Source organism: Brevundimonas mediterranea (genome assembly GCF_014196125.1).
Classification (GTDB): Bacteria; Pseudomonadota; Alphaproteobacteria; order Caulobacterales; family Caulobacteraceae; genus Brevundimonas; species Brevundimonas mediterranea.
The window spans coordinates 1,521,036-1,538,718 of the sequence record NZ_JACIDA010000001.1; the positions used below are offsets into that span (position 1 = coordinate 1,521,036).

The 17,683-nt window shown below is 68.6% G+C and carries 19 protein-coding genes; 10 read left to right on the top strand and 9 right to left on the bottom strand.

Annotated features, from left to right (window positions below):
* Positions 1-23 precede the first annotated feature (23 nt).
* From GGR11_RS07600 to GGR11_RS07610, 3 genes are all read right to left on the bottom strand, one after another.
* Positions 24-1,070, bottom strand: coding sequence for a methyl-accepting chemotaxis protein (locus tag GGR11_RS07600; RefSeq protein ID WP_183196106.1), 1,047 nt, complete (start codon positions 1,068-1,070; stop codon positions 24-26).
* A 108-nt stretch (positions 1,071-1,178) separates the two neighbouring features.
* Positions 1,179-1,517, bottom strand: coding sequence for a DMT family transporter (locus GGR11_RS07605; RefSeq protein ID WP_183196107.1), 339 nt, complete (start codon positions 1,515-1,517; stop codon positions 1,179-1,181).
* On the bottom strand, positions 1,514-2,092 hold the full coding sequence (locus GGR11_RS07610) for a TetR/AcrR family transcriptional regulator (RefSeq protein ID WP_183196108.1): 579 nt from the start codon (positions 2,090-2,092) through the stop codon (positions 1,514-1,516). The genes GGR11_RS07605 and GGR11_RS07610 overlap by 4 nt, the downstream gene beginning before the upstream one ends.
* Positions 2,093-2,175: 83 nt before the next feature.
* On the opposite strand from GGR11_RS07610, the gene GGR11_RS07615 reads away from it, so the two are divergent.
* On the top strand, positions 2,176-3,993 hold the full coding sequence (locus GGR11_RS07615) for an ABC-F family ATP-binding cassette domain-containing protein (RefSeq protein ID WP_183196109.1): 1,818 nt from the start codon (positions 2,176-2,178) through the stop codon (positions 3,991-3,993).
* Here GGR11_RS07615 and GGR11_RS07620 read toward each other — a convergent pair.
* Positions 3,990-4,166: a hypothetical protein gene (locus GGR11_RS07620; protein WP_183196110.1), complete on the bottom strand. Its 177-nt coding sequence runs from the start codon at positions 4,164-4,166 to the stop codon at positions 3,990-3,992. The two genes, GGR11_RS07615 and GGR11_RS07620, sit on opposite strands and share 4 nt — an antisense overlap.
* 29 nt (positions 4,167-4,195) lie before the next feature.
* Here GGR11_RS07620 and GGR11_RS07625 point away from each other — a divergent pair, with 29 nt between their 5' ends.
* From GGR11_RS07625 to GGR11_RS07660, 8 genes are all read left to right on the top strand, one after another.
* Positions 4,196-5,233 carry an alpha/beta hydrolase gene (locus tag GGR11_RS07625; RefSeq protein ID WP_246331594.1) on the top strand — a complete coding sequence of 346 codons (1,038 nt, stop codon included), beginning with the start codon at positions 4,196-4,198 and terminating at the stop codon, positions 5,231-5,233.
* 91 nt (positions 5,234-5,324) lie between these two features.
* Positions 5,325-6,305, top strand: a complete 981-nt coding sequence (locus GGR11_RS07630; RefSeq protein ID WP_183196111.1) for a sensor histidine kinase — start codon at positions 5,325-5,327, stop codon at positions 6,303-6,305.
* A 620-nt stretch (positions 6,306-6,925) separates the two neighbouring features.
* A complete protein-coding gene (locus GGR11_RS07635; RefSeq protein WP_183196112.1) occupies positions 6,926-8,113 on the top strand; it encodes a TonB family protein in 1,188 nt (395 codons plus the stop codon).
* A 44-nt stretch (positions 8,114-8,157) separates the two neighbouring features.
* The gene (locus GGR11_RS07640; protein WP_183196113.1) at positions 8,158-9,201 is read left to right on the top strand and encodes an ABC transporter substrate-binding protein; all 1,044 of its coding nucleotides are present in this window, start codon (positions 8,158-8,160) and stop codon (positions 9,199-9,201) included.
* Complete coding sequence (locus tag GGR11_RS07645) at positions 9,194-9,955, top strand: ATP-binding cassette domain-containing protein (RefSeq protein WP_183196114.1); 762 nt, start codon at positions 9,194-9,196, stop codon at positions 9,953-9,955. The genes GGR11_RS07640 and GGR11_RS07645 overlap by 8 nt, the downstream gene beginning before the upstream one ends.
* Positions 9,952-10,707: an ABC transporter permease gene (locus GGR11_RS07650; RefSeq protein WP_183196115.1), complete on the top strand. Its 756-nt coding sequence runs from the start codon at positions 9,952-9,954 to the stop codon at positions 10,705-10,707. Before GGR11_RS07645 ends, GGR11_RS07650 begins: the two co-directional genes overlap by 4 nt.
* A gap of 64 nt (positions 10,708-10,771) precedes the next feature.
* Positions 10,772-11,662 carry a hypothetical protein gene (locus GGR11_RS07655; RefSeq protein WP_183196116.1) on the top strand — a complete coding sequence of 297 codons (891 nt, stop codon included), beginning with the start codon at positions 10,772-10,774 and terminating at the stop codon, positions 11,660-11,662.
* Positions 11,659-12,774, top strand: coding sequence for a DUF2336 domain-containing protein (locus GGR11_RS07660; protein WP_183196117.1), 1,116 nt, complete (start codon positions 11,659-11,661; stop codon positions 12,772-12,774). Before GGR11_RS07655 ends, GGR11_RS07660 begins: the two co-directional genes overlap by 4 nt.
* Before the next feature lie 269 nt (positions 12,775-13,043).
* On the opposite strand, the gene GGR11_RS07665 is transcribed toward GGR11_RS07660, so the two are convergent.
* The 4 genes from GGR11_RS07665 to GGR11_RS16880 form a co-directional block, all read right to left on the bottom strand.
* On the bottom strand, positions 13,044-13,472 hold the full coding sequence (locus GGR11_RS07665; protein ID WP_008260928.1) for a Ros/MucR family transcriptional regulator: 429 nt from the start codon (positions 13,470-13,472) through the stop codon (positions 13,044-13,046).
* Between the two features lie 150 nt (positions 13,473-13,622).
* The gene (locus GGR11_RS07670; RefSeq protein ID WP_183196118.1) at positions 13,623-14,840 is read right to left on the bottom strand and encodes a DUF2336 domain-containing protein; all 1,218 of its coding nucleotides are present in this window, start codon (positions 14,838-14,840) and stop codon (positions 13,623-13,625) included.
* 53 nt (positions 14,841-14,893) lie between these two features.
* Positions 14,894-15,874 (bottom strand): cysteine synthase A, encoded by a 981-nt coding sequence (cysK, locus tag GGR11_RS07675; protein WP_183196119.1) that lies wholly within the window; start codon positions 15,872-15,874, stop codon positions 14,894-14,896.
* 125 nt (positions 15,875-15,999) lie between these two features.
* Positions 16,000-16,128, bottom strand: a complete 129-nt coding sequence (locus GGR11_RS16880) for a hypothetical protein (RefSeq protein WP_281380151.1) — start codon at positions 16,126-16,128, stop codon at positions 16,000-16,002.
* 241 nt (positions 16,129-16,369) lie between these two features.
* Here GGR11_RS16880 and GGR11_RS07680 point away from each other — a divergent pair, with 241 nt between their 5' ends.
* Positions 16,370-16,624: a hypothetical protein gene (locus GGR11_RS07680; protein WP_246331596.1), complete on the top strand. Its 255-nt coding sequence runs from the start codon at positions 16,370-16,372 to the stop codon at positions 16,622-16,624.
* 226 nt (positions 16,625-16,850) lie between these two features.
* On the opposite strand, the gene GGR11_RS07685 is transcribed toward GGR11_RS07680, so the two are convergent.
* The gene (locus GGR11_RS07685; protein ID WP_183196121.1) at positions 16,851-17,609 is read right to left on the bottom strand and encodes a LytTR family DNA-binding domain-containing protein; all 759 of its coding nucleotides are present in this window, start codon (positions 17,607-17,609) and stop codon (positions 16,851-16,853) included.
* Between the last annotated feature and the right edge of the window lie 74 nt (positions 17,610-17,683).

Genomic DNA, 17,683 nt, shown 5'->3' on the forward strand with positions numbered 1-17,683 from the left:
CGCCTAATCGGTGGATGCGGCGATCAGATGGCGGCCGCGCCCTGGACCAGGCACCCATACCACCCCAGACCCTCATAGGTCTCGTATCCGGGCGTGCGAGCGTAGCCGACGGTCCGGTCGCCCTTGGCGTAGCTGCCCATGCCGCCGCCAGCCACGTCCAGTTTCACCGTCTCGCTCAGCACCCCCACCCCGTCCGACGCCGCCAGCACCCGGTGCTTCTGGTCCAGCAACAGCACCCGCGTCCGCGCCCGTTCCTCGGGCGTCAGACGCACCCCGTCCACCACCGTCTGCGCCTGGCTCTGCCAGTCAAAATGGATGCCCAGCACCCCGATCACCGCCCCGTTCGCCAAGCCGCCCTTGCGGATGGCGGTGGCGTAAGTCGCTGTCGGCGCGCTGTTCAGCGCCTCCAGCCGCGCGATATCCGCCACCGCGAAATCATCGCCCGACTTCGTCGCCATCGCGTCGCGGAACCACGACATGTCCCGCGCCGACTGCCCCTGGACCGCGTAGCGATCCGGCCGTCCATTGGCCACGACTAGGCCGTTCCGGTCGCAGATCCACAGGTCCAGATAGACGGTATAGGCGTCCAGAATGACCTTCAGCCTCTGGCTGGCGTGCTCCGCCCGGGCGGCGTCGGGTTCGGCGACACAATCGACCACCGCGCTGTCAGTCGCCCACCAGCGCACGTCGCAGGTCCGCTCGTACAGGTTCCGGTCTATGATCTCGATGGCGTTCAGGGCCAGGTCCGCCAGCCTCTGCCCCCGCAACTGGCCCAGGATCGCCCCGCCGATGGCCGACAGCTCGGTCAGGTCGCCCCGCACCTGCTGTTCCAGGGCGCCGGCGATGTCGTCGATCTGGCCCGAGATCCGCTTGAACTCCTCGGCCACCACCATGAAGCTGCGTCCGGCCTCGCCGCTGCGTGCGGCCACGACCTGGGCGTTGACCACCAGCATCTTGGCGGCTCGGTTGACCGAGGCGATCTCGCCGATCTTCTCGCCCGCCACGGTGTTCAGCCGTTCGGACAGCTCAAGAATACGCTCGGGCCTGACGCCCGCGCCCACGTCAGTCATCGGAGATCCCCACCTCGCCACCCTGGCGCGCCACAAGGGGAGGAGGGGCGAAACCGAAGATGCTCAGGCACCTAAAACCCTAAAACTTAATGCAATATAACCATGTTCTCAGTGACCGACGGTCTTTGAGAACAGGTTGATCACCACCACCCCGCCGATGATCAAGGCAAGGCCCGCGATCGCCGGCCAATCCAGCCTCTGGCGGAAGGCGACCGCCCCGATCACCGAGATCGCCACCACCCCCAGACCGCTCCAGATCGCATAGGCGATTCCCACCGGCATCTGTTTCAGCGCGACCGACAGCAGATAGAAGGCCAGGCCGTAGCAGATCGCCATCCCCGCCGTGGGCCAGACCCTCGTGAACTGCTGGCTCTGCTGCAACAGGGTGGTGCCGACGACCTCCAGCCCGATGGCCCCCAGCAGGGCGGCCCAGGTTATGGGGCTCACGCCTCGTTGGCCGTGATCGGATGGCCGGGCGTCAGCAGCGACAGCAGGGCCTGCCTCTGGTCCAGCGACACCGCATGTGTGCCGAAGATGTCCGACATCCACAGCCCGTCCGCAATAAGCCTCAACATCAGCGCGTCGTCCGCCCCGACCGGGTCGCTGGGATCGTCGATCTTCACCTTGTCGATCCAGGTGTTCCAGCGTTGCGCCAGTGTGGGCTCGATGGCGCAGGCGGCCATGACGACCCGTCCGATGCTGATGTCCTGGGGCGTGAAGGGCTCGTTGACCGTCGCCCGCAGATAGGCCCGGGCGTTGCGGCCATAGGGCTCAGGATCCCGCGCCGCCTCGGCCAGGATGCTGTCAGCGTGCATCTCGCCCAGATGATCGATCATCCCTTCCAACAGCGCGATCTTGCTGGGGAAATGATGCAGCAAGGCCCCCTTGCTGACCGTCGTCCGCGCCGCCACTGCATCCAGGGTGAAACCCGACGCCCCCAGTTCGGCGGCGACTTCCAGCGCCTTTTCGATAATTTCGGCTCGGGTGTCGTCGGGGGCGCGGCGGCGTGTCGTGGTGTCCATTACCGCTACATACCGACTGGACGGTCACTGTCAATTCTCAAAGGCCGTGGCGGATCGACCGTCCCTCCTCTATATGGCCGCCAATGGCAGCCAGACCCCCCCTCGTCGCACTCAAGGACGTCCGTCTTCAGGACGGCCAGCGCCCCCTCTTCGACGGCGTCGACCTCGCGGTCGAGCCCCGCAGCCGCGCCGCCCTCGTCGGCCGCAACGGCGCCGGCAAGTCCACCCTGATGAAGGTCGTCATGGGCCTGATCGAGCCTGACAGCGGCGACCGTTCGGTCCAGTCCGCCGTCCGCTTCGCCTATGTGCCGCAAGAACCCGACATCACCGGAGAAACCCTGCTGGACTACGCCGCGTCCGGCGAGGCCGAGACCTGGACGGCCGAGAGCTGGCTGGCCACCTTCGGCCTGGATCCCGAGAAATCGACGCAAGGCCTGTCCGGCGGCGAGACCCGCCGCGCCGCCTTGGCCAAGGCCTTCGCCGAAGAGCCCGACCTGCTGCTGCTGGACGAGCCGACCAACCACCTCGACATCCTGGCCATCGAACTGCTGGAGAACGAGCTGATCCAGGCGCGGCTCGCCCTTCTGGTCGTGAGCCACGACCGCGCCTTCCTGAACCGCGTCACCAATACGGTGCACTGGCTGGAGAACCGCCGCGTCCGCACCCTGAACAAGGGCTTCGTCGAGTTCGACGAATGGTCAACCAAGGTCACGGAGGAAGAGGCCGAATCCCTGCGTCGCCTGACCAAGACCATCGAGCGCGAGACCGCCACCTTCTACTCCTCCATCACCGCCCGCCGCAGCCGCAACGAGGGCCGCGCCCGCTCGCTGGACGCCCTGCGCGCCGAACGCGCCGAAAAGATGAAGGACGCCCCGCGCGAGCTCTATCTCGGCGTCGATTCCGGCGGAACCTCGGGCAAGCTGGTCGCCGAGATCAAGGGCGTGTCCAAGGGCTTCAACGGCCGCACCCTGTTCAAGGACCTGACCACCCGCATCATCCGCGGCGACCGCCTGGGCATTGTCGGCCCCAACGGCGCGGGCAAGACCACCCTGGTCAAGACCCTGCTGGGCGAACTGCCGCCTGACGAGGGCACGGTCCGCATGGGCTCCAACCTGGAATCCGTCTATCTGGACCAGTCGCGCGAGGGGCTGAAGTCGGACATGACCCTGTGGGACGCCCTGACGCCGGGCGGCGGCGACTCCATCCTGGTGCGCGGCGTGTCCAAACACGTCGCCGCCTACGCCAAGGATTTCCTCTTCTCTGAGGCCCAGCTGCGCCAGCCGATCTCGACGCTGTCGGGCGGCGAGCGCAACCGCCTGCTGCTGGCCCGCGCGCTCGCCAAACCGGCCAATCTGCTGATCCTCGACGAACCGACCAACGACCTGGACATGGACACGCTCGACAAGCTGGAAGAGCTGCTCGAGAACTATGACGGCACCCTGATCCTGGTCAGCCACGACCGCGACTTCATCGACCGGCTGTCCACCTCGACCCTGGCCCTGAACGGGCGCGGCGACATCGTCGAGACCCCCGGCGGCTGGACCGACTTCATCCGCCAGAACCCCGGCTTCCTGCGCCCCGGCGCCAATCCCCGCCCCCAGGACAAGGCCGCCGCCCAGCGCGCCGCCGAGGCCCCGGCGCCCGCCGTCGCCGCCAAGAAGGTCGGCAAGCTGACCTTCAAGGACGCCCACCGCCTGAAGGAGCTGGAGGCCCTAATCGAGGCCCTGCCCGGCCAGATCGCCAAACATGACGCGACCCTGGCCGACCCCGCCCTCTACGCCCGCGACCCCAAGACCTTCGACGCCACGATGAAGGCCGCCGACAAGGCCCGCGCCGACCTCGAGGCCGCCGAACTGGAATGGCTGGAGTTGGAAGAGAAGAAGGCGGCCCTGGCGGGCTAGCCTTCCTTTTCGTCGCCTTCCGCAGGGGTCTTGGATCCCCCGCGGCGGTTCTGCGCCACGCCCACGGCGATGAAGGCGACGAGGCCGAAGGCGAACCACAGGCCGAAATTCTTGGTCAACAGGCCGATCAGCCCGAAGATCAGAAGGACGCCGAACGGAGTGAGCTTTTTCATGGCGTCGACCTTATGGCGGATTTCGGCGTTTGGCGAGTTGGCCGACGCCGCCGCCTCTTGAAACCAAACCCGCCGTCACCCACTCCACTGACATGACCCTGCGCACCCATGTCGTCGATTTCGCCCCCGCCCAGCAGGCGGCCGTGCGGCGGATCAACGCTGTCCTGGCCCGGGCGCCGCGCCTGCGCACCGACGCCTGGCGGATAGACGCCGGGCAGCGGTTGTCGCTGTGGCTGGACGCGGCGGCCGGGGCGATCACCGTGCCGCGTCTCAGAAAGCGCGGCGTCACGGTCGAGATCGTCCAGACCGACGGCGACCAGCCCGTCCCCTTGCGCATCCTGCGGCCCGAGGGTCCGCCTCGCGCCGTCATCCTGGACATCCACGGCGGCGGCTGGGTGCTGGGCAGCGCCGGGCTGAACGACCGGCTGAACGCCCATCTGGCCCGCCACGGCTTCTGCGTCGTCTCGGTGGATTACCGCCTGCTGTCCGAGCGGCGCGGAATCTATATCGAGGCCGCCATATCCGACTGTCTGGCCGCCGCCCACTGGACCGTGACCAATGTGGACCGGCTGGGCGCGGCGACCGTCTTCCTGACCGGCGAGTCCGCCGGCGCCCATCTGGCGGCCCTGACCGCCGTGGCCCTGCGCGACCAGGGGCTGATCGACCTGGTGAAGGGCTGTGTCTTCACCTACGGCGTGTTCGACCTGTCGGGCACGGAAAGCGTCCGCTCGGCCGGTCCTGAGACCCTGTTGTTCAACGGTCCCACCATGCAGGCCGACCTGGCCCGTCTGGCCCCCGAGCGTGACGAGGCAGGCCTGCGCCGTTCCGACGTCTCGCCCCTCTACGCCCACCTGACCGGCCTGCCGCCCGCCCTGTTCCTGGCCGGCGAATACGACCCGCTGTTCGAGGACAGCCTGTTGATGGCGACCCGCTGGGGCGAGGCGTCCGAGGCCGACCTGATCCGCGTCCCCGAAGTCCCCCACGGCTTCCTGCATTTCGGCGGCCCGGCCGCGCGGGGGGCGCGGGGGGCCGTCCGCGCCTGGCTCAACGGACGCCTGAAGTCATAAGGAAAATTCCCGATTGTAGGACTGAGGGATTTCACCTACCTCCCGAGACTTGAGCGCCGCGTGATGCGGGCATTGGGGGAGAAGTAAGCCTTTGAACCCGGACCTGTTTCGTCGCCCCCCCTTTGGCTATGGTCTGGCGATCTGCATCTGGCTGGCGGCGCTCGGGATCCGCATGGCCCTGGCCGACTGGTTCCCGCCCGGCTTCCCCTATCTGACCTTCTTCCCGGCCGTGGTGGTCGTGGCCTATTTCGCCGGACTGTGGCCCGCGATCCTGACGGCCGTCCTGTCAGGTCTCAGCGCCTGGTGGTTCTGGATCGGCGCGCCCGGTTTCGACTGGAGCTTGGCGACGGGGATGGCCCTGGCCTTCTACGTCTTCGTCGTCGCCGTCGACATCTTCTTCATCATCGGCATGAACTCCGCGACCGACAATCTGCGGCGCGAGGTGGCGCGCAACGCCGCCCTGGCCGAGAGCCGCGACCTGCTGCTGAAGGAGGTTCAGCACCGGGTCTCCAACAACATCCAGGTGGTCAGCAGCCTGCTGCGGCTCGAGGCCGGGATGTCGAAGGATCCCGCCGCCCGTCGCGCCCTCTCCGACGCCTCGGCGCGCACCGCCATGATCGCCAATGTGCAGCGCAGCCTGCTCGACGCCGACGGCGCGGCGGCGCCCTTCGACGACCTGGCGCGCCAGCTGGTCTGCGACGCCCTGAACGCCGCCGGCCGCACCGACGTGGCCGTCGTGGTCGAGGAAGCCCGGCACGCCCTGACGGCGGACGAGGCCACGCCGGTCGTCCTGATCCTGCTGGAATGCGTCAACAACGCCCTGGAACACGCCTTCCCCGACCGTCCCGGCCGCATCCACGTCCGCCTGTATGAACAGGGGTCGGAACGCCGCCTGGAGGTGCGCGACGACGGGGCCGGACCGCCGCCAGACTTCGATCCCGCCAAGGGGCGCAGCCTGGGCCTGCGGATCGTCCTCGGCCTGGCGGATCAGCTTCACGGCCGCTTCAGCATCGTCGACGCCGCCCCCGGCGCCCTGTGTGTTCTCAGCTACCCCCGACCCGCCGCGCACTGACATCGCGCCACCGGGTTTCTGTGGACAAGACAAAACACTGATCCGCCAACGCGAATTCGATCCGTCCACCGATGTTCACAGACTTGTCCACCGCCGCCGGGCCAATCGTGCACATCGGGGCGAGTTCGGGCGCTTGCCTCATAGCGGGTTTCGCGAGAACGTCAACGGGCCGAGGGACACGGCGGCGCGGAAATCGGGGGAGACCCCGGCCTCAAGCGAACCGGCCCGGCTCTACGACCCGGCGCGATCGGGCGATCTTCGGATCGTAACGGGCGCCAGGCGGGATCCACGGCCCCGGTCTTTTGACGGTCTCAGGATCGACGAAGACGGGGGAACCGGATCGGGATCGACGGACGACGCGGACGCAATGCCGTGGGACGCCAGAGACCCGGAGCGCGACAGGATACAGCCGACCGCCCTTTCGGGTTCGCTCGAAACGGCGCTGACGCCAAGGTCCAGACCCAGCCGGCCAAGTCCAACCCGGACTTGGCGAGGGGACGAAGAGCACGGGTTCCCCCCGAACGCTTCGTCCCCTCGCTCAATTGGGGGCCGGATTTCACACACTTACGCTAGACAGACGCCGCGCCATCTGCACCCATGCCGTGCAGTTGGAGATCGTCATGCGCGCATTACAGACCGCCCTGTGCATCCTGGCCGCCGGCGCCGTGACGACGGCCGGTTCGGCGAAGGCCGACCAACGGCCGCAGGACGTGGGGCCGACCCCTCCGACGCCCTCGCCCATCAGCGTCAGGTCCGGCGCCTTGGTCGGGCCGGCCCAGTCGGTCGAGAACACCATCCTGCAGCTGCCCCAGGCCGAAGCGACGTGCGAAGGCCTCGCGGTGCAGCCCCTCTACAGCGAAGCCCTGCCGGCGCAGCCGTCCGCGCGACGAGGGGTGTCCGACGCAGAGACGATCCTGGCCTTCTCGGTCGCGTCGGATGGGCGCACGATGGATATCCGTCCCGCCGACGCAGCCCCCGCAGCCTTCGACACCCTGCAGGCCGGTCTCGCCGCCTGGCGTTTCTCCGCCCAAGCGCGCAAGGATTGCCGCCTGACGATCCGCTGGCGCAGCGTTCGACTGGATGAGGCGGAAGTCCCGGACCTGCTGAACTATTTCGCCGTCACCCGGACCACCGGGGCCCTGCGCGACGCCGTGGCGAAACGCCTGGGCGGACAGGGCGCAGACTGCGGCGACCGGTTCGGCGGCCGCCGACCGGACACGGTCGTGTTTCCCGACTTTGAAAAAGGGCGCAAGCCCTCGCCCGGCGGCCGCAGTTGGTCCGTGACCCGCTGGAACATCGACGCCGATGGCCGCGCGACCGACGTCGAGACTCTCGGTTCGTCCGGCGACGTAGACCTGGACTCCGAGGCTCGCCGTGCGGCGGCCGAGACCCGGATGCAGCCCGGACCGGCCCGGACCGGCTGTGTGTACAATCTCTATCGCTCGGGCGAGACCCTGGCGGCCCCGCCCCTGACGCCGGAAGATCAGCGTGAAGACCCGCTGCAGCAATGCCCGCCGGCCGTCGCAGACCGGTTCTCCGTTCGGGCCAATCCCGTATTTCCGACCGTCTTCAACGAGCGCTCCATAGAGGGCTGGGCTCTGATCCGCTTCGACATCGCCCCCTGGGGCCAGATCGGCAATGTCTCGGTGATCGAGGCCCAGCCGGCCGCCGCCTTCGGCGTCGACGCCCTGCGGCTGGTGCAGTCCAGCCAGGCCACGCCGGGGTTCGAGGCCGGCGTGCGGTGCGTTGTTCCCGTCCGCTACAAGCTGCGGGACGAGACGGCCGCTCCCGACGTGGATCAGAACTGAACCCCCGCCTTCCCAAGGCCCCCATCCCCCCGTAAAGCAGGGCCATGATCCAGCTTGGGAATCGCCTGCTGACCCGTCGCCGCGCCCTGCTCGCGGGCGGTGCGGCCGTGGTCGGGGGGGCGGCGCTGGGCTTGCGCGCCTGCGACCGCTCAGAGGCGCCGGTGGATGAACAGGGCCGGGTGCGGCTGCGTTTCGCCACCGACTGGCGGGCTCAGGCCGAACAGGGCGGCTTCTATCAGGCCCTGGCGACCGGCGCCTATGAGAAGCGCGGCCTGAACGTCCAGATCGTTCAGGGCGGGCCGGGCGTGAACGTGCCGCAACTGCTGGCCTCGGGCGCCGTCGAACTGGGCATGGGGTCCAACAGCTTCATCCCGATGAACCTGGTCGCGGCCGGCGCACCCGTTAAGGCCGTCGCCGCCTTCTTCCAGAAGGACCCCCAGGTGCTGATCGCCCACCCTGATCCGGCGCTGGAGACCATCGCCGATCTGGCCGGCCGGCCCTTCCTGCTGGCCGACGCCTCGATCAACGCCTTCTGGGTCTGGCTGAAGGCCAAATACGGCTTCACCGACGACCAGGTGCGCAAATACACCTTCAACCTGGCGCCCTTCCTGGCCGACGAGCGGGCGGTGCAGCAGGGCTATCTGACCAGCGAACCCTATACGATCGAGCAGGAGGCGGGGTTCGAGCCCAAGGTCTTCCTGCTGGCGGACGAGGGCTATCCCTCCTACGCCGCCATGGTTCTGGCGCCCAACGCCTTTGCACGCGACAACGCCACGGCCCTGCGCAGCTTCATCGCTGCCTCGGCGGAGGGCTGGCGCGACTATCTGCGGGGCGATGCGGCGCCGGGCGACGCCCTGATCCGCAAGGACAATCCGGAAATGACCCAGGCCATCCTGGACCAGGCCCGGCAGAAGCTGCGCGACAACGCCATCGTCGACGGGGGCGACGCCGCCCTGTACGGCCTGGGCGCCATGACGGCCGACCGCTGGCAGGCCTTCTTCGAGGTGGTCAGCCAGGCGGGGGTGTTCGACCCCGGCCTGAACTGGCGCGAGGCCTTCACCGACAACTATCTGCCGGGCCGTGGCTGATCCCATCGCCGCGCTGCGGGGGGTGACGGTCGATCTCGTCGGCCGCGCCCCGCTTGGCCCCATCGACCTGAACGTGGCGCAGGGCGAGATCCTCGCCCTGGTCGGGGCCTCGGGCGCCGGCAAGTCCACCACATTGCGCCTGCTGGCCGGGCTTCAGACGCCCAGCGCGGGCGATGTAATCCGCGCCCTGGGGGTCGGCCGCACCGGCTTCGTCTTCCAGAGCCCGACCCTGATGCCCTGGGCCGAGGCCGTGACCAATGTCGCCCTGCCGCTGGAGCTGGCGGGCATGGCCAGGTCCCAGGCCCGCGAGCGCGCGGCCCTGGCCCTGAGCGCCGTCGGCCTGGGCGACCGGCCGGACGCCCGGCCGTCGCAGCTGTCGGGCGGCATGGCCATGCGCGCCGCCCTGGCCCGCGCCCTGGTCACGGCCCCCGACCTGCTGTTGCTGGACGAGCCCTTCGCCGCCCTGGACAGCGTCACCCGCCGCCGCCTGATCGAGGATCTGCACGCCCTCTGGGCCACGGCCCAGCCCCGGCCCGCCATGGTCTTCGTCACCCATGACGTCGAAGAGGCCGTCTATCTGGCCCAGCGGGTCGTGGTGCTGGCGGCGGCGACCGGGCGGCCGGTCGCCGACCTGGCGACGCCCGGCCCCCTGCCCCGGCCCGCCCGCTGGCGCGCCGAGCCCGCCTATCGCCAGACGGTCGAGGCGATCGCAGACGCGCTGGAGGCGGCCATGCGCCCAGAGGCCGCGCCATGAGACGCCTGACCGAACTGGCGCCGCCCATCGGCCTGGCCGTCCTGCTGCTGGCGGGGTGGGAGGCGGCGTGTCGTCTGTTGGACCTGCCCGTCTATTTCCTGCCGCCGCCCAGCGCGGTGGCCGTGGCCCTGGTCGAGGCGGGACCGCGCCTGGCCGCCTCGGCCCTGGTGACGTTCGGCATGGCGGTTCAGGCCCTGGTCCTGGCCGGTCTGGTCGGCGGGGGCCTGGCCCTGGCGGTGTCGCTGCACCCTGCGGCGGAGCGGGCCGTGCGGCCCCTGGCCGTGGCGCTTCAGGTCACGCCGGTCGTGGCCGTCGCCCCCCTGGTGCTGATCTGGGCCGGGCTGGACCACGCCGACCGGGCCGTGGTGGCCCTGGCGGCCGTCGTCGCCTTCTTCCCGCTGTTCTCGGGAATTCTGACCGGGCTGAAGTCGGCCGATCCCGACCTGGAGCGGCTGTTCGACCTGTATGGCGCCACGCCCCTGCAAAGACTGTGGCGGCTGCGCCTGCCCTCGGCCCTTCCGTTCGCGCTGGAGGGTCTGCGGGTTGCAGCGGGTCTGGCGGTCATCGGCGCCGTGGTGGCCGAATTCGTCTCGGGCTCGGGCGCGACACAGGGTCTGGCCTGGCGGCTGCTGGAGGCGGGCAACCGCCTGCGCACGGCGGAAATGCTGGGCGGGGTCCTTTGCCTGACCCTGCTGGGCTTGGTGCTGAACGCCGTTGTCGGGGTGATCGGACGATTCCTGTTGCGCCGTTAGCGACGGGTTAAGCGATATCCGCCTAGGCTGGGGGTTGTCTTTTTGTTCGTGCGAGACCCGCCCCTTGCGACACGCCCTGATCCTGTCGACCGCCCTGATCGCCGCCTGCGCGGCGTCGGGCGCCGCCATGGCTCAATCTTCGGCGAGCGGCGCAGGCGGCCTGCGCTACCTGTCCTGGCCGGGCAAGCCGCCGGTGACGCAGGGCGCTGCACCGACGCTGCGCCGCATCCCGCAGCCGACGACGGTCGCCGCCGCCGTCGATACGCCCGTCAGCTTCATTCCGCTGGCCCGTCTGCCGGCCCCGGCGCCGGCGTCGAAGCCCACGCCGCATCGCGGCCTGACGCCGGCCAGCGACTGGATCGCGCCCGTCCCGACGACGACGCCGACGATGGCGACGACGCCCCAGCCCTATGTCGCCGCGCCCGCCCCCGTCGCGGCCGCGCCGCCCCCTGTTCACGCCGAAACCGTCGTCGCAGCCCAGGACCCGGCGCCCGCACAGTCGCCGGTCCCGCCCCAGACCCAGACCCAGGCCCAGCCTCAGGCCCATGCCGAAGCCGCGCCTGATCCCGCCTTCGATCCGATGGCCCCACGACGCGACGCGCCGATCTTCCGGCTCCAGCGCCAGACGACCGCCCAGACCGCGCCCGAAACTGCGGCCCAGGCCCAGGGCGGGACCAAGGCTGAGACCGCCTCCGCCGCGCCGCCCGCCATGGTCCAGGCGGCCCTGGCCCCGGTCCAGGGCGCGCGCTTCTATTCGGTCCATCGTCAGGCCGGCCGTCAGCCGGACCGGATCAATACGGTCCAGCCCATCTATCTCGACGCCCTGCCGGTGGAGATGACCCAGACCCCGTCGTCCGCCGACCTGGCGCAACCCGACGGTCCGCCCGCCCTGCAGCGCAACAGCGACGGCTCGGTTCGGGCCGTGCCCCAGACCACGGGGGACGACCTGCCATGACCGAACCCTCCGCCGAAGAACGGGCCATCATCATGGGCTCGCGCCTGCCCGATCTGATCGCCCTGGCCAACGAGGCCTCCAGCGAGAAGCGCCGGCTGCTGCTGCGCGAACTGACCGACCACTTCCTAGGCGGCGTCGAGCACAGCGTGGCCGAGACCGAGCTTTACGGCTCCGTCCTCGAAACCCTGTCGGAGGAGATGGAGACGGCCGTCCGCGCGGAACTGGCCGCCCGTTTCGCCGAGGCGCCCAACGCCCCGGCCAGCCTGATCCGACGCCTGGCCGAAGACCAGATCGACGTCGCCGGGCCGGTGCTGCGCGGCTCCACCGTCCTGACCGACGCGGACCTGATCGGCGTGATCAGCCGCCAGGGCCAGGACCATATGCGCGCCGTCTCCGGCCGTACCGAGGTGTCCGAGGCCGTGTCCGAGATCATCGTCGAACGCGGCGACGACCACACCCTGGGCGTCCTGCTGCGCAACGACGGCGCCCAGCTGTCGCGCGCCGCGTCTGAGACTGCGGTCGAGCGCGCCAAGAACAACCCCGAGCTTCACGCCCCGGCGGTCGAGCGCAAGAGCCTGCCCGCCGACCTGCTGAACGACATGTATTTCGTCGTCGAGGCCCGGCTGCGTCACCAGATCCTGGAACAGAACGCCCAGATGGATCCGGACCTGCTGGAGGCCGCCCTGGCCGCCGGGCGCGCCCGTGTCGCCACCGACGACGGCGCCCTGCCGGCCGACTACGCCGAAAGCCTGGCCTATGTCGACGAGTTGCACGCCGCCAACCAGCTGACCCCGCAGGTGCTGATCCGCTTCCTGCGCTCCAAGGGCCGCACGGCCTTCCTGGTCGCCCTGTCGCGTCTTTCGGACGTCGATTTCCACACCGCCCGCAACATCGTCGATCGCCGCGACCTGGACGCCCTGTCGATCATCTGCAAGGCCGCCGACATCGACCGGGCGATCTTCCTGACCTACGCCGTGTCGCTTCTGGGCGGGGATTCCAATCCGATGGGCCGGGCCGCCGCCTATGGCCGCATGTACGGCGAACTGACCCGCGACGCCGCCCAGCGCACCCTGCGCTTCTGGCGCATGCGCCGCGTCGCCCAGGCGGCATAGAAGCACGATTTCTCCCTCCCCCTGCGGGGGAGGGGCGTCGCGCCAGCGACGGGGTGGGGGCGGCCAGGCAAAAGCGCGCGCGTCTTAATGCAGGCCCCACCCGTCCTATTCTGAATCCATCTGTCTCGCGTCGCCCGGCCCGGCCCACCCGGCTTCGCTGCGCTACGCCCCCCTCCCCCGCAGGGGGAGGGAGAGGTCTGTTCGCCGTTCCAAACAAAAACGCCCGCCTCCTTGCGGAAGCGGGCGTTTTCTACCGGTAAGGACCGGTCTTACTTCTTGGCGCGTGCGACGCGGGCGGGTTTACGGCCGCCCTGACCCAGGCCCATCTGCTTGGCCAGTTCCGAACGCGCCTTGGCGTAGTTCGGGGCGACCATCGGATAGTCTTTCGGCAGACCCCATTTGGCGCGGTAATCTTCGGGGCTCATGTCGTACTTGGTGCGCAGGTGACGCTTCAGCGACTTGAACTTGCGACCGTCTTCCAGGCAGATCAGGAAATCGGCGTTGATCGACTTGCGGATCGGTACGGCCGGTTCCTTGGGTTCCGGCGGAACCTCGACGGGACCGTTGGAAACGCCCGACAGAGCGGCGTGAATATTGGCGATCAGCGCCGGCAGGGCTTCCGCCGTCACCGTGTTGTTGCCGACATAGGCCGACACGATGTCAGCGGTCATTTCCAGCAGTTCGGGCTTCTCGTCCATTCGCGGCGTCTCTTCCATGATCTATTTGTTTCGACTGAAACGCCAGCCGAACCCACCCTTTCGGCTCTTAGGGTTGTTTGATTGCAAAAGCAATCCGCGCGTTATGCGAACGACAAGGCTCTATACAACCACACTTGTGGTCATGCTGACCTAGCGTTTCAAGTCTTCGGTCAGGACCATCATGGCTGCACGTTCCGGCGCCGAATATTCATCGATCGCCTCATCCTCCCCCTCACGAATCGCACGCAGGAGACTGGGGGTCAGGGCCGATGACAGAGACCAGTTCCAGTAACGCAATACGGTCTGCGCCCGATCCACGGCCAACATTTCATAGGTGATCTGCACACGTTCAAGGTCAGGATGCAGGGCGCCGTCGGCCGTCGTCTCCGGCCGACGCATCGAGCGCCACAGATTCAGCAGGTCCGCACGCGACAGACCCGTCGCCTTGCACAGGATCGCCAGGGGCTCGCCGCCCGGATCCCCCAGGATCTTGGCGCCGGTCAGGGGTTTGACGCCCGCCAAGAAGGCGATCTCCGACGCCGTCTCGCGCGACAGGCCGTCTTGCGCCGCCACCGACAGGGCGTGTTCCAGCCCGTCATAGGGGCTCTTGTCGATGGCCGCGCGGTTGCGCTGGCGTCGCTCGATGAACTGCAGGGCCTTGCGCGCGACGGGGTCCGACCAGCCCTCGGCCGCGGCCATGGCGAAGACGTCCTCGGACACCTCCTGCATCACCTCGCGCGACACGGCGAACCGCTGCAGGATGGTGCGCCGGTCGTCCGGGCCGCACCACCAGAACATCACATAGGCGCCGGCCGGTCTCAGTTCAGGCCGTTTCAACAGCAGGCCGGACAGTTTCGGATGCGTCCGGCTCAGGCCGACCACGGCCTCGACCCCGACCTGGGACAGGCGGGCGGTGGGGTTGCGCAGCACCGCCTCCATCACCCCCATCTCGCCGAAGCCGAACAGGGTTTCGGTGACGATCTCGGACAGACCGCGCCGCTCGGCCATGATCAGCCGATGCTCGGGCCCCGCATCGCGCGCGCACCCGACCAGATCCGCGTCGCTCAGGGACGCGCACTGTTCGATCAGCAGACGGGCGATCTCGGGCTCGTCGCGCAGCAGCAGGCGTGTGACGCTGCTGGGCAGTTCGGCCAGGGGCGCCAGCCGCGCCGCGACGCGTCGACGCTCCTCCGTCGATCCCAGCCGAAGCATCTCGACCAGCAGGTCGCCGGTCACGGCCCGTTCGAAGGCGTTGATCCGGCTGGCCGGCAGGGAGACGACGTCGGCCAGCCGCTTCAGCAACGCATGGCGCGCCTTCAGCGACGGCGGAGCCGCCTCTTCGTCATTCAGGGCCGATGCCTGGGTCATGGCGCCAAGACTAGGGTCTCAGAGTTAACCCGACGTATCAGCGACGCTCGGCTTTACAGGCCCTCGAAAAGCGCCGTCGACAGATAGCGTTCGGCGAAGGACGGGATGATGACCACGATGGTCTTGCCCGCATTCTCGTCGCGGGCGGCCAGGCGAAAGGCCGCCGTCAGGGCCGCGCCCGAGCTGATGCCGACCGGGATTCCCTCGACGCGGGCCGCCTTGCGGGCCATGTCGAAACTCTCGTCGTTCGACACCTGTTCGATCCCGTCCACGACCGAGGCGTCATAGATGGCGGGGGTGAAGCCCGCGCCTATGCCCTGGATCTTGTGCGGGCCGGGCGCGCCGCCCGACAGGACCGGCGAGGCCTCGGGCTCCACCGCGATCATCCGGATCGAGGCCTTGCGGGCCTTCAGCGCCTGGCCGACGCCCGAGATGGTGCCGCCGGTGCCGACGCCGGCCACCACCATGTCCACGGCGCCGTCGGTGTCGTTCCAGATCTCCTCGGCCGTGGTCGCGCGGTGGATGGCGGGATTGGCCAGGTTCTCGAATTGCGACGGCATGACCGCATTGGGCGTGGTCTCCAGCAGTTCCTGGGCGCGGGCGATGGCGCCCTTCATCCCCTTCTCGGCCGGGGTCAGCTCCAGCTGGGCGCCCAGCAGGGCCAGCATCTTGCGCCGTTCGATCGACATGCTCTCGGGCATGCACAGGATCAGTTTCAGCCCCTTGGCGGCGGCGACGAAGGCCAGGGCGATGCCGGTGTTGCCGCTGGTCGGCTCGATCAGCACCGTGTCGGCGTTGATCCTGCCCGCATCCTCCAGCGCCTCGACCATGGCCACTCCGATCCGATCCTTGACCGAGGCGATCGGGTTGAAGAACTCCAGCTTGGCCAGCACGGTGGCCTTGGCGCCGTATTCGTCCGACAGGCGCGGCAGCCGCACCAGGGGGGTGTCGCCGATGGTGTCGATGATCGAGTCATAGACCTTGCCCCGCCCCTTCTTCAGATGGCGGGACGCGTCGTAGCTGAAGTCGGACATGGGGGCTCCGGTAAGGTCGGGTCGTTCAGGGTCCGTAACAGATAGGCGGCGAGACCGATCCGCAAGGGGGCAGTCGCGATGATTTCTGTCCGCCAGGATCAGATCCGGCGCCGCAGACAGCCGGCCTAGCCGAAGAAAACCCCGAACATCGCGATCCCGAACAGAGCGACGATGCCGACGAATGAAATAGCGGCGGCGACGGCGCCGAGGCCAAGTACGATCATGAGCGGGCGGTCGGACGATTTGTTGGTCATTTGTGCAGCCTAGCGGCGGGATCAGTGAAGGTCGATCCAACATGCGCGCACGGGACGCCGGCTGAAAAAACGCATCCGCCAAGCCAAAACGGCACACCGCTCTCCTTATGAAGAGCCGTGGGGACACGCCATCGCTCACGCAATCGTTAGACGCATTAAGAACGATACTAGGTTGCGCATCATCTCGCCGAGACGTTCCCTCAAAAGGGGAAAATTGTTCCCCTGGAGGATCACGATGAATATGAAATCGACAGTCCGACTTGCCGCAGTGGGCGCCGTTCTAGCGCTCTCAGCCCTCTCTGCCGCAGCAACGGCAAAGGCGCCCGGCCTCATGTATCACCGGACGTTCTACAGCGACGAAACACTGACAACGCAGGTGGGCTTCTATCGCGACCGCTGTGTGAACGGAAATGTCACCGCGTCTCCGGTGAACGGCACCACTTCGCCCTACTATACTTTGGAAGCCATCGGCTCGTGCCCTGGCGGCTACTGGTAACAACTCGATCCTTGGAGGGGCGAGACGATCGATACCCATCGTCTCTGGCGCAGCCAGATCGCCAGGTGAGAGTCGTCACGCCTTTCCGCACTCAGTACGCAAGCATCACCGACAACGATGCTTTTAGAAGCTCACTGAAGCGCACGACTAACGCCTAGCGAATGGCCAATGCGGGCTCCGTTCAGTGACAGAAACGCCGAGGGCCGCTCCAGGAAACTGGAGCGGCCTACAACCACCCCTCCGCCCGCAGCGGTGCGACCCGCGTACGAGACACCGGCGCCGTCAGCCCGCCCTTCAGCCTCAGATTCAGATTGCGGCCGTCCTCGACCACGCCCTCGACGGCGGCCCGGGCGACCCACCAGGACCGGTGGGTCTGACGCCCGTCGACGTCCGCCAGTCCGGCCATGGCCTGCGACAGCGACATCAGGACGAGATCGGAGCCGAGGGGGGTGTGGACCCGGACATAATGGTCCTCCATCTGCAGGCAGATCACCTCGCGGCCCAGATGGGCGGACAGTCGGTCGCGCGGGTCGGCGGACAGGGGCGTCGGCGGCTCGGCGGCGGGGGCGGCGGTTCGCGCCAGGATCCACAGGGGGACGCCGGTCGCCAGGATGCTGACGATCAGGCTCTGGCCGTACCATTCCAGCAGGCCGACCTCGAACGCGCCCGGCCACATCCGCTGGGCCAGGGCCCGACTGATCAGGGTCATGGGCGCCGCCAGCAGGACGACGATCGGCGGCGCCCATATCCAGACGGACAGCCCCCGTTCGCGCGCCCAAAGCGCCAGCCGGGGGACGATCAAGCCGAACAGGACCCAGCCCGACCAAAGACTGACGACCCAATAGACGATCCGCAGCGGCGCCGCCCCGTTCAGATACGAACCGAACGGCCCGATCACGCCCAGCACCAGCCCCAGGGCGGTCGTGACGGCCAGCCCGACCAGCGCCAGGCGCCCGTGCGTCAATCGCGAATCCCCAGACTTCATCCCTCTTCCTAGCCGTTCGGCGGCGTCTGCGGAATCGCCGCGCCGATCTTCCACTCGCCGGGCCGCGAACCCGT